The sequence below is a fragment of the Campylobacter troglodytis genome (assembly GCF_006864425.1).
Lineage (GTDB): Bacteria > Campylobacterota > Campylobacteria > Campylobacterales > Campylobacteraceae > Campylobacter_D > Campylobacter_D troglodytis.
In genome coordinates this window covers 26407-48313 of sequence record NZ_QHLI01000005.1, presented here as the reverse complement: position 1 = coordinate 48313, position 21907 = coordinate 26407, and the positions used below count along the sequence as shown (strand labels likewise).

General features: G+C 35.9%; 25 protein-coding genes and 2 pseudogenes. 3 read left to right on the top strand and 24 right to left on the bottom strand.

The window, feature by feature from the left end; genetic code table 11:
- Positions 1-112 precede the first annotated feature (112 nt).
- The 10 genes and pseudogenes from mreC to hddA all read right to left on the bottom strand — a co-directional run bounded on the left by mreC (position 113) and on the right by hddA (position 8793).
- On the bottom strand, positions 113-862 hold the full coding sequence (mreC, locus tag DMC01_RS02095) for a rod shape-determining protein MreC (RefSeq protein WP_142692641.1): 750 nt from the start codon (positions 860-862) through the stop codon (positions 113-115).
- Entirely contained in the window at positions 852-1895 is a 1044-nt protein-coding gene (locus DMC01_RS02090) for a rod shape-determining protein (protein ID WP_142692640.1), read from the bottom strand. Before DMC01_RS02090 ends, mreC begins: the two co-directional genes overlap by 11 nt.
- Positions 1895-3130, bottom strand: coding sequence for an ATP-dependent Clp protease ATP-binding subunit ClpX (gene clpX / locus DMC01_RS02085; protein ID WP_185908612.1), 1236 nt, complete (start codon positions 3128-3130; stop codon positions 1895-1897). The genes DMC01_RS02090 and clpX overlap by 1 nt, the downstream gene beginning before the upstream one ends.
- The gene (gene lpxA / locus DMC01_RS02080) at positions 3114-3917 is read right to left on the bottom strand and encodes an acyl-ACP--UDP-N-acetylglucosamine O-acyltransferase (RefSeq protein WP_142692638.1); all 804 of its coding nucleotides are present in this window, start codon (positions 3915-3917) and stop codon (positions 3114-3116) included. Before lpxA ends, clpX begins: the two co-directional genes overlap by 17 nt.
- Positions 3917-4357, bottom strand: a complete 441-nt coding sequence (gene fabZ, locus DMC01_RS02075) for a 3-hydroxyacyl-ACP dehydratase FabZ (RefSeq protein WP_142692637.1) — start codon at positions 4355-4357, stop codon at positions 3917-3919. Before fabZ ends, lpxA begins: the two co-directional genes overlap by 1 nt.
- Before the next feature lie 126 nt (positions 4358-4483).
- The gene (locus DMC01_RS02070; RefSeq protein WP_142692636.1) at positions 4484-5281 is read right to left on the bottom strand and encodes an MBL fold metallo-hydrolase; all 798 of its coding nucleotides are present in this window, start codon (positions 5279-5281) and stop codon (positions 4484-4486) included.
- Positions 5282-5896: 615 nt separating this feature from the next.
- Positions 5897-6145: pseudogene (locus DMC01_RS14695) on the bottom strand (IS1595 family transposase); the annotation flags it as partial.
- 353 nt (positions 6146-6498) lie between these two features.
- Positions 6499-7188: a D-glycero-D-manno-heptose 1-phosphate guanosyltransferase gene (gene hddC, locus DMC01_RS02060; RefSeq protein WP_142692674.1), complete on the bottom strand. Its 690-nt coding sequence runs from the start codon at positions 7186-7188 to the stop codon at positions 6499-6501.
- A gap of 1 nt (position 7189) precedes the next feature.
- On the bottom strand, positions 7190-7789 hold the full coding sequence (gene gmhA2 / locus DMC01_RS02055; RefSeq protein WP_142692635.1) for a D-sedoheptulose 7-phosphate isomerase: 600 nt from the start codon (positions 7787-7789) through the stop codon (positions 7190-7192).
- Entirely contained in the window at positions 7777-8793 is a 1017-nt protein-coding gene (hddA, locus tag DMC01_RS02050) for a D-glycero-D-manno-heptose 7-phosphate kinase (protein ID WP_142692634.1), read from the bottom strand. Before hddA ends, gmhA2 begins: the two co-directional genes overlap by 13 nt.
- 940 nt (positions 8794-9733) lie before the next feature.
- Here hddA and DMC01_RS02045 point away from each other — a divergent pair.
- Positions 9734-9958 carry a hypothetical protein gene (locus DMC01_RS02045; protein ID WP_142692633.1) on the top strand — a complete coding sequence of 75 codons (225 nt, stop codon included), beginning with the start codon at positions 9734-9736 and terminating at the stop codon, positions 9956-9958.
- 204 nt (positions 9959-10162) lie between these two features.
- Here the strand turns inward: DMC01_RS02045 and DMC01_RS13090 are convergent, their stop codons facing one another.
- The 3 genes from DMC01_RS13090 to DMC01_RS02035 all read right to left on the bottom strand — a co-directional run bounded on the left by DMC01_RS13090 (position 10163) and on the right by DMC01_RS02035 (position 11411).
- Positions 10163-10324: a hypothetical protein gene (locus DMC01_RS13090; RefSeq protein ID WP_185908601.1), complete on the bottom strand. Its 162-nt coding sequence runs from the start codon at positions 10322-10324 to the stop codon at positions 10163-10165.
- Between the two features lie 132 nt (positions 10325-10456).
- On the bottom strand, positions 10457-11059 hold the full coding sequence (locus DMC01_RS02040) for an SPASM domain-containing protein (RefSeq protein WP_142692632.1): 603 nt from the start codon (positions 11057-11059) through the stop codon (positions 10457-10459).
- A 28-nt stretch (positions 11060-11087) separates the two neighbouring features.
- Positions 11088-11411 (bottom strand): radical SAM family protein, encoded by a 324-nt coding sequence (locus DMC01_RS02035; RefSeq protein ID WP_142692631.1) that lies wholly within the window; start codon positions 11409-11411, stop codon positions 11088-11090.
- Positions 11412-11646: 235 nt separating this feature from the next.
- Between DMC01_RS02035 and DMC01_RS02030 the strand changes: the two genes are divergently transcribed.
- Complete coding sequence (locus DMC01_RS02030; RefSeq protein WP_142692630.1) at positions 11647-11883, top strand: hypothetical protein; 237 nt, start codon at positions 11647-11649, stop codon at positions 11881-11883.
- A gap of 407 nt (positions 11884-12290) precedes the next feature.
- Here the strand turns inward: DMC01_RS02030 and DMC01_RS02025 are convergent, their stop codons facing one another.
- The 4 genes from DMC01_RS02025 to DMC01_RS13085 form a co-directional block, all read right to left on the bottom strand.
- The gene (locus tag DMC01_RS02025) at positions 12291-13358 is read right to left on the bottom strand and encodes an FkbM family methyltransferase (RefSeq protein WP_246058944.1); all 1068 of its coding nucleotides are present in this window, start codon (positions 13356-13358) and stop codon (positions 12291-12293) included.
- A 265-nt stretch (positions 13359-13623) separates the two neighbouring features.
- Positions 13624-14403: a TylF/MycF/NovP-related O-methyltransferase gene (locus DMC01_RS02020; RefSeq protein WP_142692629.1), complete on the bottom strand. Its 780-nt coding sequence runs from the start codon at positions 14401-14403 to the stop codon at positions 13624-13626.
- A gap of 190 nt (positions 14404-14593) precedes the next feature.
- Positions 14594-15532, bottom strand: a complete 939-nt coding sequence (locus DMC01_RS02015) for an NAD-dependent epimerase/dehydratase family protein (protein ID WP_142692628.1) — start codon at positions 15530-15532, stop codon at positions 14594-14596.
- A 190-nt stretch (positions 15533-15722) separates the two neighbouring features.
- Positions 15723-15866, bottom strand: a complete 144-nt coding sequence (locus DMC01_RS13085) for a hypothetical protein (protein ID WP_185908599.1) — start codon at positions 15864-15866, stop codon at positions 15723-15725.
- Here DMC01_RS13085 and DMC01_RS02010 point away from each other — a divergent pair.
- Complete coding sequence (locus tag DMC01_RS02010; RefSeq protein WP_142692627.1) at positions 15847-16878, top strand: GDP-mannose 4,6-dehydratase; 1032 nt, start codon at positions 15847-15849, stop codon at positions 16876-16878. The two genes, DMC01_RS13085 and DMC01_RS02010, sit on opposite strands and share 20 nt — an antisense overlap.
- A gap of 655 nt (positions 16879-17533) precedes the next feature.
- Here the strand turns inward: DMC01_RS02010 and DMC01_RS02005 are convergent.
- The 7 genes and pseudogenes from DMC01_RS02005 to DMC01_RS01985 form a co-directional block, all read right to left on the bottom strand.
- The gene (locus tag DMC01_RS02005) at positions 17534-18085 is read right to left on the bottom strand and encodes a dTDP-4-dehydrorhamnose 3,5-epimerase family protein (protein WP_142692626.1); all 552 of its coding nucleotides are present in this window, start codon (positions 18083-18085) and stop codon (positions 17534-17536) included.
- A gap of 188 nt (positions 18086-18273) precedes the next feature.
- Positions 18274-19437: pseudogene (locus DMC01_RS02000) on the bottom strand (DegT/DnrJ/EryC1/StrS family aminotransferase); the annotation flags it as partial.
- Positions 19438-19697: 260 nt separating this feature from the next.
- The gene (locus DMC01_RS01995) at positions 19698-19973 is read right to left on the bottom strand and encodes a type II toxin-antitoxin system RelE/ParE family toxin (RefSeq protein ID WP_142692624.1); all 276 of its coding nucleotides are present in this window, start codon (positions 19971-19973) and stop codon (positions 19698-19700) included.
- 1 nt (position 19974) lies between these two features.
- On the bottom strand, positions 19975-20223 hold the full coding sequence (locus tag DMC01_RS01990) for a hypothetical protein (RefSeq protein ID WP_142692623.1): 249 nt from the start codon (positions 20221-20223) through the stop codon (positions 19975-19977).
- 151 nt (positions 20224-20374) lie between these two features.
- The gene (locus DMC01_RS15735; protein WP_282432225.1) at positions 20375-20503 is read right to left on the bottom strand and encodes a hypothetical protein; all 129 of its coding nucleotides are present in this window, start codon (positions 20501-20503) and stop codon (positions 20375-20377) included.
- 34 nt (positions 20504-20537) lie between these two features.
- A complete protein-coding gene (locus DMC01_RS15730; RefSeq protein ID WP_282432224.1) occupies positions 20538-20663 on the bottom strand; it encodes a hypothetical protein in 126 nt (41 codons plus the stop codon).
- 135 nt (positions 20664-20798) lie between these two features.
- Entirely contained in the window at positions 20799-21812 is a 1014-nt protein-coding gene (locus tag DMC01_RS01985; protein WP_142692622.1) for an NAD-dependent epimerase/dehydratase family protein, read from the bottom strand.
- Positions 21813-21907 lie beyond the last annotated feature (95 nt).

Genomic DNA, 21907 nt, shown 5'->3' with positions numbered 1-21907 from the left:
AGAAGCCTTATAAAAATTCACAGCAAAGCTTAAATTTCATAAAAGTTATAAAATGATTATCTTTTGGTTTCATTTTTAAAGCGAAATTAAATTCAAGCAAACTAAGAAAAAGCTAGAATTTATCTATCACATACATATAGCTTGGTAGCTCTATTTTTGCAAAGGGTTCTATCTCAGCACTGTTATACATAGCCTCGTTAATCACTCTTGTTATCTTACCCACAGGAACGCCAGAAAAAAAGACCCCATCAAGCCCACTTGTTAAAACCTCATCTCCTATATTAACAGTATTAAACTTAGGTATAAACTTAATACCAACCCTATCCCCTCGTCCTTGCAGCACACCAGGAATTTTATCCTTGCCAATTACAACAGAAAAAACGCAGTTCTCATCGCTTTGCAAAAGAGCCATAGCCCTTCCCTCTCTTGTAATGGCTATTCCTGCTGTATAGCCTTGATATATAAGTCCCTTGTTTTTAGTATCGCTGAAAGTAGGAGCATTTATCCAAATTCTATTATAATCGCTAATTTGCACATAAGAAAGGGCTTTGATTAAAGAAAGTTGCGGAAAATACTGGCTTGAATTTTTATCCTCTAAGAGCAAATTTAGCTGACTTGCAAAGGTACTTGCGAGGGCATTTCCTTCTTCTAAGATCCTATTTTGTTCTCTTAAAATGCGAATTTGTTCTGCTTGGTTAAAATGCTCGCTGATTAGCTCTTTAAGATAGTTTTTGCTGTTATAATAGGCATTTATAAGGCTATCATTAAGCAAGAGGACACTGTTTTTAATGCTAAGTCCAAAATAAAAGGACACAAAGAGCAAGAAGCCTAAGATTAGAGCAAGATAAATCTTATTCTTCATTTGTTAGCTGTTTTAGCAAAGAAATCTCTTCTAAAATCTTACCAGTTCCCCTTGCCACACACAAAAGCGGATCATCTGCTATGTAGGTTGGCAAACGAACAGCTTCCGATAGATATTTATCAAGCCCTCTAATCAAGGCTCCACCCCCACTTACAACTATACCGTTTTCAAAAATATCAGAAGCTAGATCAGGTGGCATCATCTCAAGAACTATCCTCAAAGAATCTGCAATTTCCTTTAAATTCTCACGCATAGCCTCGCGTACATCCTCGCTTGAAAGATCTATTCTATCAAGTAAGCCTGTGCCTTGATTTCTTCCCTTAACAGCCATAGAAAGTTCTTTTTCTAGTGGATAGGCTGAGCCTATCTCGATCTTAATGTCCTCAGCTGTTCTTTCTCCTATGATGATGCCGTATTTTGTTTTTACATAATTAACTATGCTTGTATCAAGCTTATCCCCAGCTACGCGTATGGACTTAGAGATAACAAGCCCTCCAAGAGAAGTAACGCCTATCTCAGTGGTGCCTCCTCCTATATCTACTATTAAATTCCCCTTAGGATCCTGTATGGGCAAACTAGCTCCAATGGCAGCAGCCATAGGCTCTTCAATCAAAAAAACCTCCCTTGCACCAGCACTTAAAGCACTTTCCTTAACAGCCTTTCTTTCAACCTGAGTTAGCCCATAAGGAACAGAAATCACTATGCGAGGACGCAAGAAATTTTTTCTGCGGTGGGTTTTTTCGATGAAATATCTTATTATCTTTTCTGTCATATCAAAGTCCGCGATAACGCCATCTTTCATAGGACGAATGGCTTCTATGTTGGCTGGGGTTTTTCCTACCATATCCTTTGCTTCCTTGCCAACGGCTAAAATTTTAGCCTTTGAGCCTCCATATCTTTCTCTTTCAACGGCTACAACTGAGGGCTCGTTTATTACTATGCCCTTGTCCTTTACAAGAACTAGGGTATTTGCCGTGCCTAGGTCTATGCCCATATCGCTTGAAAAAAATCCTATAACCTGATCAAATATCATCACACAGCCTTTTTGGTTTTTATAAATATGGGTTTTGCACCCTCGCTTACTACTTCTTTGGTTATGATTATATCATAATTTTTAAACTCAGGTAATTCAAACATCAGATCCATCATCATCTCCTCTATAATGCTACGAAGTCCTCTTGCGCCTGTCTTTCTTTCCAAGGCTAATTTTGCTATGGCTTGCAAGGCCTCATCTTCAAATTTTAATTTTGCACCGTCTATAGCAAAAAGCTTTTGATACTGCTTTATGATGGCGTTTTTAGGTTCGGTTAGAATTCTAACCATATCTGCTTCGTTTAGCTCATTTAAACTAGCTATGATGTGAAGGCGACCTATAAGCTCTGGTATTAGCCCAAAATGCACTAAGTCATCTGGTTCTATCTTTTGTAAAAGCTCGTTTTTGTCATTTTTATCCTCCTCTTCCATAAAGCCTACTACCTTATCGCCTAGCTTTCTTTTTAAAATTTGATCCAAGCCGTCAAAGGCACCCCCACAAACAAACAAGATATTTGAGGTGTCTATTTGAATGAAGTCTTGATTAGGATGCTTTCTGCCTCCCTTTGGGGGTATATTAACAAGGCTTCCTTCGATTATTTTAAGCAAGGCTTGCTGAACGCCCTCGCCACTGACATCGCGGGTGATGGAGCGGTTTTCGCTCATTCTTGCTATTTTGTCTATTTCATCTATAAAAACTATGCCCATTTGAGCCTTTGTTACATCTCCATTTGCTGCTTGCAAGAGCCTTGTGAGTATGTTTTCTACATCCTCTCCCACATAGCCTGCCTCTGTTAGCGAGGTGGCATCGCAAATTGCTATGGGGACATCTAAAAATCGAGCCAGAGTTTGTGCTAAAAGCGTTTTACCACTACCTGTGGGACCTACTAGCAAGATATTTGATTTAAAAAGCTCGGTGTCATCGCTTTGAAGTGCTGACTTGAAAATGCGTTTGTAGTGATTATAAACCCCTACACTAAACACCTTCTTAGCCCTATCTTGTCCTATGACATAATTATCCAAATGAGCCTTTAATTCCTTTGGGGTGATACTTTTAAAATCAACCGTTTGCCTTTCTTGAGGGCTAAATTTACTAAGGGTTTCCTCATCTCCAACTATGAGCTTATAAGCACCCTTGATGCAATACTCACAAATAAAAGAACTTGAATCCTCATTTTCTAAGATCCTTCTACTTGTGCTTTCTTCTTCTTTACAAAAACTACATTTCCTCATTATTTTTCCCCCTATAAATAGGAATTCCTCTTTTGGTATCTAAGATAAATTCACACATTTTTTGCACATTCTCACTTTCGGGTGCTTGATCTAAAAGGGTTAAGGCATTGCCTTTTAGATCCTTGCCATTAAATAAAAAGCGATAAGCTTTGTTGATTCTTTCAACCTCGTCTTTATCAAAACGGCGGCGAATGCCTACTAAATTCAAGCTTCTAATCTTTGCACGGTTTCCCTCAGCCAAACAAAAAGGCACTATGTCTTGGCTCAATGCCGAAGCACCAGCTATCATAGCACCCTCGCCAACCTTGACAAACTGATGAATGGGGGTTAGCCCTCCAACTACTACGAAATCTCCAAGTTCTATATGTCCTGCAAGGGTTGCGTTGTTTGCTAAGATTACATTCTTTCCAAGCTGACAGTCGTGTGCTATGTGGCAATATGCCATTATAAAGGCATTATCACCTATGCGAGTAAAGCCATCTCCTTTTGCTGTGCCTGAATTTATGGTGGCAAATTCACGCACTGTTGAATTTTCGCCTATGATTACACCTGATTTAAGCTCATCATCTTTGTAGGAAATATCTTGGGGTATGTCGCCAACTATGGCATAAGAAAAAATTCTACTTCTTGCTCCAATGATAGTATCACCCAATATGCGAGCACCTTGCTTGATGATGCAACCATCGCCTATTTTTACACTACTAGCTACATATGAGTAAGGCTCGATGATGACATTTTCGCCTAAGATCGCCCCATCTTCGATCACAGCACTTTTATGAATTTTACTCATCATCTATCCACTATCATAGCTTTCAGCTCAGCCTCTGCTACAAGGGCATCATCTACAAAGGACTTGCCTTCAAATATCCACAAAGCCCCACGGTTTTTTACAACTGTCATTTCATATACAAGCTTATCGCCTACTCGCACAGGATTTCTAAATTTAGCCCTGTCTATGCCTGTGAAATAAACCACCTTTTGGGCGGGATCTACTTGATCATTCATACTCTTAAAGGCTAAAACCCCTCCTGTTTGAGCCATACCCTCTAAGATCAAAACGCCTGGATAAATGGGGTGATTTGGAAAATGTCCTATGAAGACCTGATCTGAAATGCTTATATTTTTAAAGCCTCTAACAAAGTTGCCTATTTCTAACTCAGTGATCTTATCTACAAGTAAAAAGGGGTAGCGGTGTGGCAGTATAGCTTGAATTTGCATAATGTCTATCATAAACTAGCCTTTGCAAGAAAAAATGATTTGTGCTTGAAAAACTTTAAGCTTAAAAGCAAAACAATAAAGCTTGAATTTTACAAAAAAAATACTAACAAATCAAGCCATAAAGGCTTAATTTAATGCTTATTTCAAGGTGATAGGCTCAACAAAGGGCATATGAGAGCCAACAAGCTTGATGCCTTTTAATTCTTGCAAAAGTTTTTTTCTAGTTTGAATGGCTTCTTGTTTATTCACATCATATTCTATGGCTATCTCAGGTCTTTGGCTTTGAACTGAAAAGACATGCACTAGATCTGTGAAAAATACCAGCCTATCATCCTTGCTTTCAAGGTTTATTATTATATGTCCTGGGGTGTGTCCGTAGGCTGCTAGGCTTGTAATTTTAAGCTTGGAATCAAAAAGTGCTTCACCGTGCTTTAAAAATTGCTTGTTTTTAAAGGCTAGCAAGGAGTTTTTGGCAAGCTCGTTTTGACTATTTAGCCAGAACTCATACTCTTTTTCATCGATCAAAAGCCTTGCTTTGGGGAAATTATTCTTACCATCTTTTAAGATCCCACCTATATGATCTCCATGTCCGTGGGTTATAATGAGATGACTTATGTCGCTTGGCTTAATTTTTAGGGATTCAAGCCTAGCTTTTAGGGTATCAAAGCTGTGAGTAAAGCCTGTATCTACTAGGGCTGTGAATTTTTTGTGCTTAATTAGCATTACATTGTGGCTGTTTTTAGCAAGGTCTTTTTTGGCATTGGCTATGAATTTTTTATCGCTATTGTTGTTTGGAATTAGCTTGTCAATGGGCGGATCTACCTTGGCTACTGAGATGATGTAAATATCAGCATCACCCATCTTTATGTGATGAAGATCTGAAAAGTTGGCAAAAGAAAAACCAAGGATCGCAAAAAGAAAGAGGATAAAACGCATAACTGTCCTTTCTAAGAAAATTTCGTAAAATTATAGCGAATTTTTTGTGTTTTTATGTATTTTTATTTAGTTTCAATTAGGGCTTAGGATGCTTGAATTTTCTCTTATCAACTTAAATAAATTTTGATGAGAATTCTGTCCTAAAAATTTAGGCTCAATCCAAATTTTAAGCAGCTCTTATCTTGGTAATTTCAGTAAAATTTGATATAGATGTTTTGATCTTTGTATGATATATAAATTTTATCTTTTTTGGATGAGGGATAAAATTTTTTAGCTCAATTAAACTTAAACCAAAGAGGTTTTTAAGTTAAAACCTATGAAAAACAAAAGTTAGCTCACAAATTTCACATACATAGTTTAGGAAAATTTTGAAGTATTTTTTACTTAGTGTAAATTACTCAGCTAAAAGGCTCTTTGTGGCTTTGAATTTAAGTGTTTTATTTTAAGAGTTAAGTTAAATTAAATGCAAGAATTTAAGTTTTAAATTTAAGATCAAAGCTTGACTTTATTATTTTAATCTTTAAAAAAATTCAAGCTATTTTTTCAAAGATCACTTAAATTCAGCAAGGCTAAACTGTTTTATTTAGATGTCATTTTTGCCAAAAATTTAATAGCTCAAGATACTTTAATAGGATTTTCTCTTATCAACTTTAATAAATTTTGATAAAGATTTTGTTCTAAATTTTTCGTATTATATCTAAATTCTGTTTCTTTTAAGTGAAACACAAAATTTTCTTTTTAGCCCTTAAATTTAGCTAATCTAAACTTTGCAAAGCCCCAAAAGTTCTCTATTCCGTTGATATGATTTCGTCCCTTTGCAAACTCGTTTTTGTTGTGTTTTACTTTGTAATGTGCCTTTGCTCCTTCTTACAAAGTTGCAAGACAAAACGAAACAAAAAATCCACCAAGCCATCATCAGCTTTGAAGCTTTTCTGTAAATCTCGCACTCGTTAAGCTCTGCAAAGTCCCTTATAATAGCTAGTAGCTCTTTGGCAAAGCAAGTGTTTTAGCGTATAAACGCTAGCCTAGTGTTTTAACAAGCCTTTTACTTGCAGTTACAAGAGGCTTAACGAAGTAAAAAATAATGCAAAAATTCCCTAAATTACATTTGGCGAAATTTGGGAACGGACCTTTGTTTTTCATAGGACTTGGCTTAAAAACCCTTTGGTTTAAGTTTAATTGAGCTAATTTTAAGAAAGAAGCCTAAATTTAAAAGCCTAAAAAATCAAACTCCTCTTTGCCTCCTCATAATCTTGTGGCACTCCTATGTCTATGAAATACCCATCAAAAACGCATCCTCTTGCCCTTAATGCCAAAAAATGATCTTGCAAAAAAAGCTCAAAGGAAAACTTCTCCTTAGACTCAAAGTTCTCAAATAAATCCTTATCTACAAGGTAAATTCCTGCATTAATCAAGCCCTCCCTGCAAAATTCTTTTTCCCTAAAAGCCCTTATGAAGCCTTTTTCATCAAGCTCAACCCTACCATATCTATCAAAATCTTGCATCTTTTTAAGCCCAAGGCAGATCTTGCTGTTTTTAAATTCACGCTTGAAAGCCAAAAGCTTTTTGAAATCTAAGTTAAAAAAGCTATCCCCATTGCATACGAAAATTTCTTCTTCATTGCAATGTGAGAGGGCTTGTTTTAAAGCCCCTCCTGTGCCTAGTGGGCTATTTTCTATGCTGTAACTTAGGCTGATGTTTTTGTAACTTTTTTTAAAATAATCTTGTATAAGCTCGTGCTTGTAAGAAAGGGCTAAAATTGCCTTTGTGATGCCTTCCTTGCCTAAAAAATCAAGCAAGAGCTCTAAAAAGGGTCTGCCATTTATCTGTGCCATAGGCTTTGGTTTGCCCTCCAACACACTAGCTAACCTCGTGCCAAGTCCTCCGGCTAAGATGATCGCTTGCAAGTTATTTCCTAAAATCCTTGCCAAAAAGCTCCTCTTCAACAGTTGCGCAAATTATATGCCCTATTAAGATATGTGCTTCTTGTATGCGAGGCGTTTCATTTGAGGGAACTTGTATGCAAAGATCGCATAAATCCTTCATAGCCCCTCCGCTTTGCCCTGTAAGCCCTAGGCTAAAAATGCCCTCTTTTTTGCAAAAATTAAGCCCTTCAAGGATATTTTTGCTATTTCCACTTGTTGAAATGCCTATGAAGATATCTCCCTTTTGTGCTTGTGCCTGAAGCTGTCTGGCAAAGAGTTTTTCATAGCCGTAGTCATTGCCTATGGCTGTTAGTATGCTTGTATCTGTTGTTAGAGCTAGTGAGGGAAGGCCTGGCCTATCAAAATAAAAGCGGCTTACAAATTCAGCTGCTATGTGCTGGGCATCGGCTGCACTGCCTCCATTTCCTGCAAGTAGGGTTTTAAAGCCCTCTTTATAGGCTTGTAGCACCCTTAAACTAGCTTGCTGAATTTTAGCTACAAGTGCTTCATCTTCTAAGAGCTTTTTCTTTGTCTCAATGGACTTTGAAATATGTTCTTTTATGTATGAGTTTAAATTTTCCACGATTTGCTTCCTTCTTTTGTGAAATTAAAGGCTTGGCAGTAGCCTTGTTCTTTGTTTAAAAGCTCTATTAGTTTATATTTCTTAGTAGGATCAACCATAAAAAACATAAAGCCCCCAGCCCCAGCCCCGCTTGTCTTTCCTGAGTATGCCCCATTTTTCATAGCTAGCTCGTAAATCCTTTCAAGCTCGTCATTGCTTACTATGTTTGAGGTGATCTTCTTGCTTTGCCAAGACTTGCCAAGGATTGTGGCTATCTTATCAAAGTCATTTTTAAACAAGGCTTCTTTCATAGCTATGGCATCTTGCTTTATGGAGTGCATAGCCTGCAAGGCTTTTTCATCTTTAAGGCTTAGCTTTTTATGCTCCTCTATGACATTAGCTGCCCTTCTTATGTTGGTAAAATACAAAACAGTTCTAGCCTCAAACTCACTTGCTATGTAGTTTTTAATGCGTAAGGGATTTACTATGACCTTTTTGTTTCCATAAAACTCCATAAAATTAAAGCCTCCAAAGGTGGCTGCGTATTGATCCTGCGCTCCTCCTGCTATGTTTAGATCTTCTCTTTCTATCTCATAAGCTAGCTTTGCTATGTCATACTCACCAAGAGGCAAGTTTAGCCACTCGGTAAAGGCTTTTATAATGCCTACTACAAGGGTGGAGCTTCCTCCTAAACCACTACCACTTGGCACATCTGAGTAGGTAAAAAGTGAAAAGCTTAAAGGCTTTTTGGTGTAATCCTTAACTATGCGGTTATAAATAGCCTTGAAAAGATCTAATTTTCCGTCAAATTCAAGCTTTAAAGCACTTTGATACTCAGCATCTATTTGTGTATCAGGGCTTTCAAAGCTGATTATATTATCATTTCTTTCTATTATGGTACAATGTATGTAAAGTGAGATGGTAGCGTTTAATACATAGCCTGTGTAGGCATTGCTATATAAGTCTATGTCAGTGCCACCCCCTGCTAGACCTAATCTTAAAGGGGTTTGAGAGCGGATGATCATTTTTTGCCTTTAAAGAAATTTAAGTTCTAATTATAATAAGCAAAGATAAATGAAACTTAGCTTTTGTAAATTTATAGGGGTGCTTGGCATTTGTGAATTTAAGGGGCAAGTGGCAAAAGTAGCTTTCTTTTATTTTTTACACTTTAAATTTTCAAGCTTGCTTGAAGTTTTTGATTAAAATTGAAAATTCATAAAAAGTTAAACTTTGTGAATTTTTAAAAGCTCTAAATCTAAAAACTATCCAAAATTCACAAAATGGCGTGAATTTTTCGTAAAAATTTTGAGGCATTAAAAGATTGTGCTTTGTCTTAACTTTATGTGTTTAGAGATTTTTCGCTTCGCTTAAAATGACAAAGAGTTGTGAATTTTTTAAAAGATCTAAGTTTAAAAACTGCAAAAATTCACAAGAATTTAAAGTTTTTGAAAAAAGCTACACTCAAATATTTTCACCGCAATGATGAAAAATTACCGTTTCGCAAAAAAGTTTACAAAGCCATAAAATTCACAAAGCTATAAATTCGCCACAAAAAAGATCCTTGAATTTCACACAGTGCAAAAATTCACAAAAGGGCGTGAATTTTTCGTAAAAATTTTGAGGCATTAAAAGATTGTGCTTTGTCTTAACTTTATGTGTTTAGAGATTTTTTGCTTCGCTCAAAATGACAAAGAGTTGTGAATTTTTTAAAAGATCTAAGTTTAAAAACTGCAAAAAAATCGCAAAAAATTACAATTTAAACTTGTCATTCTAAGCGTAGTATCTAAACAAGATACTCAAAACGGCACTTTTTGTCATACTGAGAGAGTGTGTAGCACGAGTGAAGTATCTTAAAACCAAAAAGAGATTTTTCGCTTTGTGCTTTGCGTTTCGCTTATAATGACAAAATTCTTGTCATTATAAGCGTGTGCTAAGAAACTCAAAATTCAAAGAGATATTTCGGCTATGTCTCAATATGACAACCATACTTTTGTCATTCTAAGCATTGCGAAGTATCTTAAAATTCAAAGAGATATTTCGTTTTCTACGAAAACTCAATATGACAAGCTTAGAGCTTTTTGCTTTCTAGCACAAGCTCAAAACGACAAAAATTCAAAAAGAGATTTTTTGCCTCACTTCGCTTCACTTCACACTTCGCTTTATTTCATTTCGCTCAAAATGACAAATTAGTATTTTTTTGAAGCCTTTTTTAAGATACTTCACAATAAATTTGCCAAAAAATTCAGAGCTTTTATTTTTAAAAAACAAAAATCGCAAATTGCTGTGAATTTTTTAAGAAGATTCACAAAAAACCGTGAATTTTTTAAAAATTTGACGAAAAATTCACAAAAATTCAGCAAAACTTCACTCTATCTTGCCGACAATACAAAAAATTCACGCCCTTTTGCCACAAAATTCACGCCTTTTACATTTAAAGACCAAAAAATTCGCCAAATTCAAAGCAATTTTTTGAATTTGCGTGAATTTTTTAAATAAATTCATAAAAAACCGTGAATTTTTTAAAAATTTGACGAAAAATTCGCAAAAATTCAGCACAAATTTCACGTCCTTTATAAAAACTCCCAAAAACTTCACACATTTACACTTAAAAACCTAAAAATTCACGCTTTCTTGCTAACAACATAAAAAATTCACGTTTTTTTGCCAAGGACATAAAAATTCACAAATTTAAATCCAAGCCGTACATCCCTTGCAAAAGCCTATGCCCTCTCTGCCCTTTTCTATGTGAATTTCTCTTATTCGTTTTAATTCCCTTGATCCTTGCCAAATCTCTTTTATGCTTTGATGATTTAGGTTGCCAAGGCTAAGATTTCTACACTGATCAACACAGCACAAAGCCACTTGCCCATCAGCTTTGATAACTAGGGTGTTAAAAAGCACATAGCAAGGCAGTTTGTTTCGCTTTTCTATCAGGGCATTTCGTTCATACTCTATCTGGCTTAAATCCTTGTTTTTATCCGTTATGCCAAGGTTTAGCTCGTCTATTTTTATGCTATCACCCCTATCTTTGTCTAGGATTTTCTCCCAAAAGGCGATTATTTTGTCCATATCTTTTAGATAATAGCTGTTTTTAATGATGCTAATTCTAACCCCAGTATTGGCATTTAGCTTGTTTCTTAGCATTATAAAGGCTATTACATTTCCTAAAACCTCTTCAAAGCTAAGCCCTATGCGAATTCTTTCATAGGCATTTTTATCAAGCCCGTCTATGCTAAAATTTATCCAATCTAGCTTAGAATCAAGGATTTTAAGGGCTAAATCAGCACTCATCAAAGAGCCATTGCTTGTGGTGCTAACCTTAATCCCCCCCCCGTTTTAGGTAGCTTATGCGAGCTGGCAAATTTTTATCAAGCAAACATTCATTTCCTACAAACATCGCAATCTTTGTAACATAGTCCTTATGAGCCTTTATCTCATCTGCTATCTTGTAAAAAAGCTCATCTTGCATATAAGGGGATTTTATCTTTTTACGCCACTCTTCTATCCCACACATTACGCATCTTGCTGTGCAATTGTTTGTGGTTTCTATGTTTATAAACCGTGGAAAGTACTCATCATCCTTAAAGTCCTTGCTGCCACTGTCAACTAGCCTTTGCCTAACATAATTTAGATTTTCTTGCATTTTTGTTTCCTTTCTTTTTGTTGAATTACGCGTGAATTTTTGTGAATTTTTTGCGAACTTGTGTTAAGTTTTTGATTAAAATTTAAAATTCACAAAGTTGTGTGAATTTTTTGATTAAATTTCCAAAAAATTCACAAAAATTCAAAATATCCACTTGTCATTTTGAGCGTGTGCTAAAAATCTCTAAATTTAAATAGAGATATTTCGGTCGTTTCACTCCCTCAATATGACAATGTTGTTTGTCACTCTAAGCATTGCAAAGTATCTCAAAATTCAAAGAGATATTTCGGCTACGCCTCAATATGACAACCATACTTTTGTCATTCTAAACATTGCTAAGTATCTCAAAATTCAAAGAGATATTTCGGTCGTTTCACTCCCTCAATATGACAATGTTGTTTGTCATTCTGAGCGTAGCGAAGAATCTCAAAATTCAAAGAGATATTTCGTTTTCTACGAAAACTCAATATGACAAGCTTAGAGATTTTTTGCTTTCTAGCAAAAGCTCAAAATGACAAACATTCAAATAGAGATTTTTCGTTTCACTTCGTTTCGCTTCACACTTCTCTTCGTTTCACTTCGTTTCGCTCAAAATGACAAAGCAATACCTTTTTGAAAAAAGCCTTTTTTAAAAGCTCTCAGTCTAAAAACTGCAAAAAATTCACAAGCTTGCAAAATGAATTCTTTATAGTAAAAGTTCTTTGAATTTTTTGTGAATTTCTTAATTCACAAAAATTCTAAAAAATTTACGACCTTTACAAAAATTCACAAAACTTAAACCTTGAATTTTTAGCAACAGTTTTTTAAAACCTGCTCTAAAAACACAATTTAAGTTGGATTGAGCCTTATTTCAATCACACATAAAAGCAAGATTAAAACTTAACACCAATCTAGCAAGATATTTGTAATCTTTGCTTTTGATATTTGGGCTTTAAGTTTTTCAAGCCTTGCTTTGCCGTCCTTAAACATATACTCGTGGGTTTCACAAGCTATGAATTTTATGTGCTTATAAAGCTTTTTGGTTATGAGTTTTTCTAAAATCTCAAACTCAGCCCCCTCAATGTCAAGCTTTAAAAGATAAATTTGCTTCTTTTGTGTTATAAATTCTTTTTCTATAAACTCGCAAAGATCTATGACCTCTACCTCATAGCTTTGAGAAGTTTCTTTATCTTGCACGCTTGAAACTACGCGGTTTCCCTGAGATAAGATCCTTCCTTGAAATACCTTAAAGCTTGTTTTATAGTTTTTAACACCAACTGCCTTTTGATACAGCCTTGCCTTTTTGCCCTCAAATTTGCGTTTTAAGAAGTATTGCAAGTAAATATTTGGCTCAAAGGCATAAACAGTTGCCCCACAGTGCAAACAAAGATCGCTAACAAGCCCAGCGTGAGCCCCGCAGTCAATGACAATGGGTGCTTTATCTTCTTGTATTTGCAAGGAAGACCTAGCCTTTGAAACTTCATTATTGTAAGAAGGCTCTAAACTTGCAAGCTCACCGTTTTTAAAAGGCTCGTTCTCGCTGAGTTGCTGTTTAGCTTGAGAAGTGCTACAAGTTTCAAAAGCATTGTTATTTTGAAAAAACTCAGCATTTTGAGAAGGGCTACCCCTTTGAGAAAGGCTACCCACATTTTCAGAAGGGCTACCCCCCCCCCCCCCCATATTTTCAGCTAACATTTGATAGAAAATGTCATAGTATTTTGGGGGAATCCTTGCATTATAAAGCATTAAATTTAGCCGTCCAAGTCCTTTTTCATCGCAGATCGCTGCTATTAGCAAGGACAGTGCTTCTTGCATTTGATCGCTTTGAGTTTGAGTAAATTTATTATTCAGCTCATTTACAAGGCTTTTAACCCTTAAATTCACAGCCTTATTTTGCTGATGATTTTCTATTTGATGCGACAAAGCACTTAAAGCCTCTTGCAAGGACACAAGATCATCTTTTTTCATTTTCCCTTTTCCTTTCTTTTGTAATTTGCGTGAATTTTTTAATCAAATTTTACAATTTACACAAAATTTAGAACATTTGTGAATTTTTTAACAAACTGCAAAAATCTCACAAAAACTCAAATAATTTTACAAAATTACCTTTTTATAAAAAACGCATTTTTGCCATCGCCTATGGGATAAGGCATTAAGCCCTTATCAAAGGCGAATTTATCCACAGCTTCCATAACTCCTTTAAACCGTAGGTGATAATAATCATCTATGAGTATTACCCCCCCCCCCCCCCCACTAGCCTTGGGTAGAAGTATTCAAGCCCAGCTAAAATAGGCTCTTTTAGATCCATATCAAGATTTACAAAGCAAAATTGCTCCTCATTTGGGATCTTTCCTAGCACATCTTGTGGGAAATAACCCTTGATAAATTGCACCCTTTCAGGGCGCGAGAGCTTTGATCTCACTAAGTCTATGGAAGTATTTGTAAATTCGCCCTCTATAAAATCAACACAACCTTCCTGCCCTTCTTTTTGGACATCTCTATCATCAAAGCCACTGAAAGTATCAATCAAATAGCACTTTGAGCTAAAAAATTTATTGATAAATCTTGCAAAATCACCTTGAAACACTCCAAGCTCAGCTACACTACCCTTTATCCTATACTTTTGAAAGTGAATGCTTAAAGAGCGGATAAAATCTACCCTTGCATCAAAATGCCCCAAGCTAGTGTCGATTTTTTCAGGCTTTACGCCAAGTTTTTGCAAATTATCAACCCCCTCTTGCATCTCAAACAAGCCGACAAAAACCTTATCAAAGTCCAAATTTAGCAAGGCTTCATCATTGCTGTTAAAAACCCTATAAACTTGCTTGTTTATGGTGATTTGGCTTTCTTTGTAAAGCTCATCTACAAAGCCTAAAAGCTCATAATCAAAGCAAATAAGCTCAGCTATTTGCCTACCCCTTCGCCCTAAGCCGTAGATTAAGGCTTTTTTCTTTTCTTGCATTTTATCCTTTCTTTTTGTTGAATTTTGCGTGAATTTTTTATAAAAATTCACAAAAAAGCGTGAATTTTTTTTAAAATTTGACGAAACAATTCACAAAAATCCTAAAAAATTCACTCCTTTTTGCCACAAAATTCACGCCCTTTATAAAAACTCCCAAAAACTTCACACTTTCTTGCTGACAGCATAAAAAATTCACAAAAAATATCAAAAAATCCCAAAAAATTCACTCAAATTCAAAGCCCTACACATTCGCAAAGCGATTTACCCTCATCATCTCAAAGGCTCTTAAAAGCTCCTCTATGCCCTCATCAAGGCTTACATCCGCCCTCCAGCCCGTGGCTTCAAGCTTTGCATTGCTTACTAGGTAATCTCTTTTGTCAGGATCCTCGCCTATTTTTGCTGAGTGTATGTAAAGGCGGGGGATGTGAGTTTTAATCTTTTCTGCAAGTTGCCTTTTGGTGAGATTTGCCGCACTTTGTCCCATATTATAGGCGTTTCCTTGCATTTTTGAGTAATTTTCTATGCCGTGTATGAAGCCCTTTACCACATCCCTTACGTGTATGTAATTTCTTCTAAAATGCTCCTCAAAAAGCACCAAAAAGCCATCTTTATAAGCCCTATAAGTAAAATCATTTACTAGCAAATCAAGCCTCATTCTAGGTGAAACCCCAAAAACAGTGGCTAGCCTAAAAGTAACGGCGTTTCCCTTTTCTAGTAAGCAAAGCTCAGCCTCGACCTTGTCTTGTCCATATTGAGAGATAGGCTTTAAAGCAGAGTTTTCATCGCAAAAGCTATCCTTGTCGCCTATACCGTAGCCTGAGTTTGTGTTTGGATAGATGAAAAGTTGTTCTTTGGAGGCTAGCTCGCTTAGAATTTTAATCTGCTCGAAATTTACCATCTTTGCTAGCTTTGGATTTTGCTTGCAAAGTGGAGCACCTACAAGGGCGGCTAGGGGGATGATTATATCTACTTTTGCGGCTTCTTTTTCAAGCAAGGGCTTGTCTAAGACACTACCATTTACAAAGCGAAAGTTTTTGTAGCAAGCACAAGAAAGAAGGGAGATTTGATCAAACATAAGATTATCAAGCACTGTAACCTCATAGCCTTTGGTAAGTAGGGTAGGCGTTAAAACCGAGCCTATGTAGCCAGCACCTCCGGTAATTAAAACCCTTTGTGGCATCTTTGTCCTTTTTAATTTTTTGTTTGAAAATTAGACTTTTCAAAACTTTGATTAAAAATTATAGCCACAAAAAGTAATCTTTCATTAAATTTACGCACTAAAAGCTACAAAGATCAAAAAACACAAAATGAATTAAAACCTTACAAAAAGGCTCTTTGTGAATTTTAATTTCACTTGAAAAGTCTAATTTTCAAAACAAAAATTTCACGCATTTTTCAAAAATGCCAATTTCAAAAATGCCAATTTCAAAAATGCCAAAAAAATTCACAGTTAAATGCTTGAATTTTTCAAAGGCTAGCATTAAAAGGAAGTTCATGGGTAAAACCGCTCTCATTACAGGCTTTACAGGTCAGGTTGGCTCACAAATGGCTGATTACTTGCTTGAAAACACAAATTATCATATAGTTGGGCTAATGCGTTGGCAAGAAAGTATGGACAATATCTATCATCTAACAGAACGCATAAACCGCAAGGACAGGATAGAGATTTTTTACGCAGATTTAAACGATTTTGCTAGTTTAAGCCGTTTGATTGAGAACAAATTGCCTGATTTTATCTTTCACCTAGCAGCTCAAAGCTTTCCTAAAACATCTTTTGACATCCCCCTTGAAACCTTGCAAACCAATATCATAGGCACGGCGAATTTGCTTGAAAATGTGCGAATTCTAAGGCAAAGGGAGGGTTATGACCCAGTTGTGCATATTTGCTCATCAAGTGAGGTTTATGGGCGGGCAAAAAAGGGCATTTTGCTAAATGAGGACACCCCCTTTCACGCAGCAAGTCCTTATAGTTTAAGCAAGATAGGCACGGATTATTTGGGGCGTTTTTATGGGGAGGCTTATAAAATTAAAAGCTTTGTAACGAGAATGGGAACTCACTCAGGTCCAAGAAGAAGCGATGTTTTCTTTGAAAGCACGGTGGCAAAGCAAATAGCCTTAATCGAGGCAAATTTGCAAGAAAATGTCATCAAGGTAGGAAATCTTAGTAGCACCCGCACCTTTCAAGATTGCCGCGATGCGATAAGGGCTTATTTTTTGTTATCAAAGGCTTGTGAGGAGGGCAAGATTCCAAATGGAGAATGCTTTAACATAGCAGGTGAGGAAGCCTTTAAACTACCTGAGGTAATAGAAATTTTGCTTTCTTTTAGCACGAGAAAGGACATAAAAATAGAAGTGGATGAGAACCGCTTGCGTCCTATAGATGCAGACTATCAAATGTTTGATAATACTAAAATAAAAAAATTCATAGACTGGAAGCCTGAAATTGCGGCAAAGCAGATGTTTAAAGACTTATTAAATCATTGGCGAGATGAGATAAAAAAGGGTAGGGTGCCTTTGAACCGCTGAATTTTGGGATTTTTGCAAATTTTAGTAGCCTTTAAATTTGGGTTTTTTTGAAATTTCCGTGAATTTTTTTGTGAAATTCTCAAAAAATTCACGGATTTTTCGTCATTGCGAGATTTGATGAAGTGGGGGGCGTGGTAATCCACTACACCCAAAGGCGTAAATTTTTATGTTTTTTTGGTTTTTAGATGATTTAAAAATGGAAAATTCACAGCTTTTTGACTACGCATTGCCACGACTTTGCACGCTAATGCTTACAAAGTCTCGCAATGACGACATTTTGTAAATTTTTTTTAAAAAATCTTAAAAAATTCACGCCTTTGCCAAAAATTATAAAAAATTCACGCTTACACTCAGTCATTGCGAGATTTTATGAGAAAAGTGAGTAAAACCTTCACAATCCACCAACTCGTCATACTGAGCGTAGCAAAGTATCCACAGCCAACTTCATAAAATTGCGTAAATTTTTTGCTATTTTTAAATATTTTTTTAAAGTCTTTACTTTGTCATTTTGAGCCTACAAGGTAGGCTAAAAGTCGTCAATTCAAGGCATTTCTGCATAAATACGGTTTTTTAGCACGCGTTCAAAATGACAAAGCATTTTGTAAAAATTAACATTTTTTGTAGCCAAAAAATTCACATCTTTTTCTAGCTAAATTTAACCATTATTTAAACTTGCCTCAATGTCTCTATTTGAAAGTATGGGCTTGTCAGCCTTTAACTGCCATTTGACATTGATTTTAGGATCGTTGTAAGCCAAAGTAAATTGCTCATCATAGTCTAAATACTCGCCCTCATAAGCAAGTTTGTAATAATAAACAGCCTCCTTTGAAAGCACATAATGTGAATTTCCCATATTTGGTGGCACTAGGATAAGCTTTTGATTCTTAGGTCCTATGTTAAAGCTTTCCCATTGCAAGTAGCTTGGACTTTCCTTTCTAGCATCTACTACCACTTGTTGCACCTCCCCATAAACGCAAGTAACTAGCTTATAGGTCTTTACATCGCCGTGAATTCCGCGAAGGACATTAAAATGTGAGTTTATGAATTTATCGTGTTTGAAGTGAAGATTTTTTGGCAAGAGCTTTGCTAGATGATCTTCTGTAAAAGCAGTCCAAAGATCCCCACGAAGATCGCTGAATTTATTTGGAGTGATGATGAAAACGCCCTTAATCTTGCTTGATTCTTGTATATCAAATTCCATAGCCATCAAGCCACCTCCAAGGAAGAAGTGGCTTTGTTTGTGGTTTTGGCTATGAAAGAAACATTGAAAGAAGCATTATTAAGGGTTCTTACTCTCTCTCTCTCTCTCTCGTTTGCAGTGCGTGAATTTATACAACTTGCAGAAGTTTTGTCAATAAGCTTGCTTAAATTCACGCTTTGCTTGCTTAAAGCATAAAGGCTTTTAGCTAGCAGACTAAGTTGGGGCTTGATGTCAATTTGGTGATTACCAACGAAAAAGCCCTTTTTATCAAGGTATTTTGCGTTTTTAAGAGAGCCGTCAATTTCATAATCAAGGTATTTTATAACCTCATTTTGAGTAAAATCCCCAGCATTGATAGGACGGTATTCTATGCCAGCCTCTTGTAAGGCTTTGAGAACTTCTTTTCTTTTTAGCTTTGAGTCCTTTTTGATGATAAAAGAAAAGCCAAACCAGCTTGATTTGCCAATTTCTTTTTGAATGATAAAATCCTTGCTATCCTTGAAAAGCTCTACAAAATACCTTGCATTTTCGCGGCGATTTTGCAAAAACCTTGGCAGCTTTTTAAGCTGTTCTATGCCGATAGCACCGCTCATTTCAACGGGGCGGACATTGTAGCCAGGAAGGACAAATTTAAAGGCTTCCTCAAAATAATCCTCACTTTTTACCCCACTTACAAGATTATGTTTAGGCAAATTTCTAGTCCAGCCGTGTGCCCTTAAACTCAACAAGATATGATAAATTTCTTCGTTATTTGTCGCCACAAAGCCTCCCTCCATAGTAGCCATATGATGAGAGTAAAAGGTAGAAAAGGTTCCCACAAGCCCAAAGGTTCCTGCTTGCTTGCCCTTGTAAGTAGCACCAAGGCTTTCGCAATTATCCTCAAAGATGATAATGTTTTTCCCCTTAATCAGCTTAAAAATTGTCTCAAAATCATTTGGATTTCCTAGCAAATTCACGCACATTATCATCTTTGTCTTGCTTGAAATGGCTTTTTTTAAGGCTTTTAAGTCATAATTTAGCGTCTTTAAGTCAATATCTACGAATTTTAATTTAAGCCCATATTGATAAAGTGGAAAATATGTCGTACTCCAAGAAACAGCAGGAACTATACACTCATCACCCCTTTTTAAAAGTGGCTTTTTGGTGTAAAAAAGAGAAGCTGTGGCGATGAGATTTGCCGCTGAGCCAGAACTTGTCATCACAGCAAACTTGCTGCCTACAAAGGACGCAAAGTCCTTTTCAAACTGAGCTACCTTCTCGCCCATAGTGAAAAAATCACTCTTAATCACCTCATTTATGGCATTTAATTCTTTTTCATCCCAGGTGCTACTTGCAAGGGAGTAGTTTATCTTTGTCATTCTTGTCCTTTTTTGTGAGATAGATCTTGTAATTTTAATAAAAAAACTTAAATAAAAGCTTATAAGTGGCAAATTTTAAGGCTTTGCGTGAAGTTTTTAAAAAATGACTCCTATTCAAAAAAGCATTAATCTTAGACAAAGATTCCTTATTTTAAATCGCAAAATACAAGAAGTGATGAAAATGCCCTTAATTTATGAGCTTTAAGCTATATAGTAAGGATTTTGAATGACAAAATAATTATTTACAAGCTAAAAAATTCTTAATATCCCTTAAACAGATCCTGGTGTCTGCCTATCCTATAAAGTATTAAACTGTCTTTGTTTCGTTTATATATTATAATTAAATCCCCATAAACATGGCATTCCCTATAGCCTTTGAAGTCTCCTACAAGTGCGTGATCTCGTAATTTTTTATCTAAAATGTCTGAATTTTGCAACTCGCTTATAGCGCTTTTAATCTTTGCTAAATCCCAGCCCTGTTTTTTTACTAGCTTAAAATCTTGTATGTAGGTATTTTGAAAGCTGATTTCACGCATTTTATTCGCTTTCAATTAACCTTTCAAAGTCATCGTAGTTTCGTGTTTTAAGAACTGTGTGAGAGTGTAGTAAGGCTTCTTTCGTCTTGTCTGTGGGGATTTTAGGCTTATTCTTTAATGCATGTTTTATTTTGGCCTTTTTGTTTTGCAAGGTCTTTTTTTGGCTGTTTAGCTTAGCAATTTTCTCGCTTGTGCTGTTAAGTTCTTTAAAAAGTCTTTCAAAGCTATATTTGCTATAATCAACGATCATTGTTGCTTTTGAGTTCATATTCTTGCTACCATAACACAAAATTTTACCAACATTATAGCATACTTTCTTAGCTTTTTTAGATTTTTGATATTTAGGCTTGATGATAAAGCTTGCAAATACTTAGATAATTTTTACAAAAGGCATACCTTACTTAATAAAATTTGATGTGAATTTTTTGTGAATTTTCTAAAAAATTCACGCCAACTTCGTCATTGCGAGCGAATGCGAAGAATCCATAAAAATCAAGGGCGACTTTTAAAATCAAGCCTTTTAAAATCAAAGTCGCCTTTAAATCGTGGATTCTTCGTTTCGTGCTACGCACTCCACTCAGAATGACAAATATCCGTCATACTGAGCCTTTCATAGAAAGGCGAAGTATCCACAGCCAACTTCATAAAATTGCGTGAATTTTTTGTGAATTTTCTAAAAAATTCAGGCAAAAAACTATAAATTCACGCAAATTTAGATACATTTTTAAATGAAGCATTGCCAAATGCTGAAAATCCTTGCACTTTACCAAACACCAAAAAGCTAGCCGGCTTTGACGGTAAGCACTTTAAAGACATCACAAAAACTCACACTCCTTTTAAAAATTTAATCCACTCAATGTTCTTTTTAAGCCCCGTTTCAAGGCTCACAAAGTCCTTTTTGTCAAATTCCTTGCAGTATTTGCCAATGTCTATTACCACACTATTATAAGCACCCACAACTCCCTTTTCTTCTTTTGGAAAAACTAGCTTACTTTGCGTGTGCTTGGCTATGATCTTAGCTATGCTTGCCACAGTGCCAACCTTTTCATCAAAAAGTCCACTTATATTATAAACTCTATCTTTGGCTGAGAGCATCACATTTAAAAGCATTTCAATGGCATCGCTAATGAAGCACACCTGCCTTACAGCCACCCCACTATCCATCATAGTAAGCTCGCCTTGCAAGGCTTTTTTGATAAACTCATTTATAAATCTTTTATCATCAATTTTCACCCCAGCCCCATAAGCTATGGCTAGCCTAGCCACACGCAGATCAAGCCCGTTTGCAGCATAAATGCTACTTATGCACTCAGCCATTCTTTTTGATTCTGCATAAAGTGAAGCAAAGTTAGTGCAATTAACACTTCCCACAAAATCTTCTTTTGCTGGGCTTTTTTCAAGTGGAATCTCCCCATAAATTGAAGAAGTGCTTAAAAAAAGCACGGTAGCCTTGCAAAGCTTGGCCTGTTCTAAAAGCTCTATGTAGGCTGTGGTATTTAGCCTAACTGTGGCATTTTGATACTCAAAGACCTTTTTTGGCTGTCCGTAGGTGGCTGCGTGGATTAAAAAATCAAAATGAAAATTTGGCTTAAACTCGCACAAATCCCCGCTTAAATACTCAATTCCATCTGGTAGCCATTTAAGCGGAGGCGAAAAAGAGTGAGCTATAAGCTTCATTTTAAGCCCTTGCTTTTTGTTTAAAAAATGCAAATAGCTTAAAAGATTCCCACCTACAAGTCCGTTTGCATCTGTGATAAACACCACCTTGTTTTCTAGTTTTTGTAATTCTTTTAGCTTGATTTTTTCATAAAATTCAGCTAAAAATTCAAATAATTTCATTTATGCTCCTTTTTTGAAAGTTTGAAAACCGTGAGTTGTTTTTGAGTGAAAAGAAGATTTTTTGAATTTAAACAAGTCGTTTGCTTGCAAAAGAT

What these genes read in the sequence shown, in the direction of transcription:
- DMC01_RS02035 (WP_142692631.1), bottom strand. Translation starts at nt 11,411, where the DNA reads ATGCAAGAAAATCTAAATTATGTTAGGCAAAGGCTAGTTGACAGTGGC.
- hddA (WP_142692634.1), bottom strand. Translation starts at nt 8,793, where the DNA reads ATGATCATCCGCTCTCAAACCCCTTTAAGATTAGGTCTAGCAGGGGGT.
- lpxA (WP_142692638.1), bottom strand. Translation starts at nt 3,917, where the DNA reads ATGAGTAAAATTCATAAAAGTGCTGTGATCGAAGATGGGGCGATCTTA.
- DMC01_RS01985 (WP_142692622.1), bottom strand. Translation starts at nt 21,812, where the DNA reads ATGAAATTATTTGAATTTTTAGCTGAATTTTATGAAAAAATCAAGCTA.
- DMC01_RS02040 (WP_142692632.1), bottom strand. Translation starts at nt 11,059, where the DNA reads ATGAGTGCTGATTTAGCCCTTAAAATCCTTGATTCTAAGCTAGATTGG.
- DMC01_RS02010 (WP_142692627.1), top strand. Translation starts at nt 15,847, where the DNA reads ATGGGTAAAACCGCTCTCATTACAGGCTTTACAGGTCAGGTTGGCTCA.
- DMC01_RS02025 (WP_246058944.1), bottom strand. Translation starts at nt 13,358, where the DNA reads ATGAAAAAAGATGATCTTGTGTCCTTGCAAGAGGCTTTAAGTGCTTTG.
- DMC01_RS01995 (WP_142692624.1), bottom strand. Translation starts at nt 19,973, where the DNA reads ATGCGTGAAATCAGCTTTCAAAATACCTACATACAAGATTTTAAGCTA.
- DMC01_RS02015 (WP_142692628.1), bottom strand. Translation starts at nt 15,532, where the DNA reads ATGCCACAAAGGGTTTTAATTACCGGAGGTGCTGGCTACATAGGCTCG.
- DMC01_RS02005 (WP_142692626.1), bottom strand. Translation starts at nt 18,085, where the DNA reads ATGGCTATGGAATTTGATATACAAGAATCAAGCAAGATTAAGGGCGTT.
- DMC01_RS02070 (WP_142692636.1), bottom strand. Translation starts at nt 5,281, where the DNA reads ATGCGTTTTATCCTCTTTCTTTTTGCGATCCTTGGTTTTTCTTTTGCC.
- DMC01_RS02090 (WP_142692640.1), bottom strand. Translation starts at nt 1,895, where the DNA reads ATGATATTTGATCAGGTTATAGGATTTTTTTCAAGCGATATGGGCATA.
- DMC01_RS13085 (WP_185908599.1), bottom strand. Translation starts at nt 15,866, where the DNA reads ATGAGAGCGGTTTTACCCATGAACTTCCTTTTAATGCTAGCCTTTGAA.
- DMC01_RS02045 (WP_142692633.1), top strand. Translation starts at nt 9,734, where the DNA reads ATGTCTCAATATGACAACCATACTTTTGTCATTCTAAGCATTGCGAAG.
- fabZ (WP_142692637.1), bottom strand. Translation starts at nt 4,357, where the DNA reads ATGATAGACATTATGCAAATTCAAGCTATACTGCCACACCGCTACCCC.
- mreC (WP_142692641.1), bottom strand. Translation starts at nt 862, where the DNA reads ATGAAGAATAAGATTTATCTTGCTCTAATCTTAGGCTTCTTGCTCTTT.
- DMC01_RS01990 (WP_142692623.1), bottom strand. Translation starts at nt 20,223, where the DNA reads ATGATCGTTGATTATAGCAAATATAGCTTTGAAAGACTTTTTAAAGAA.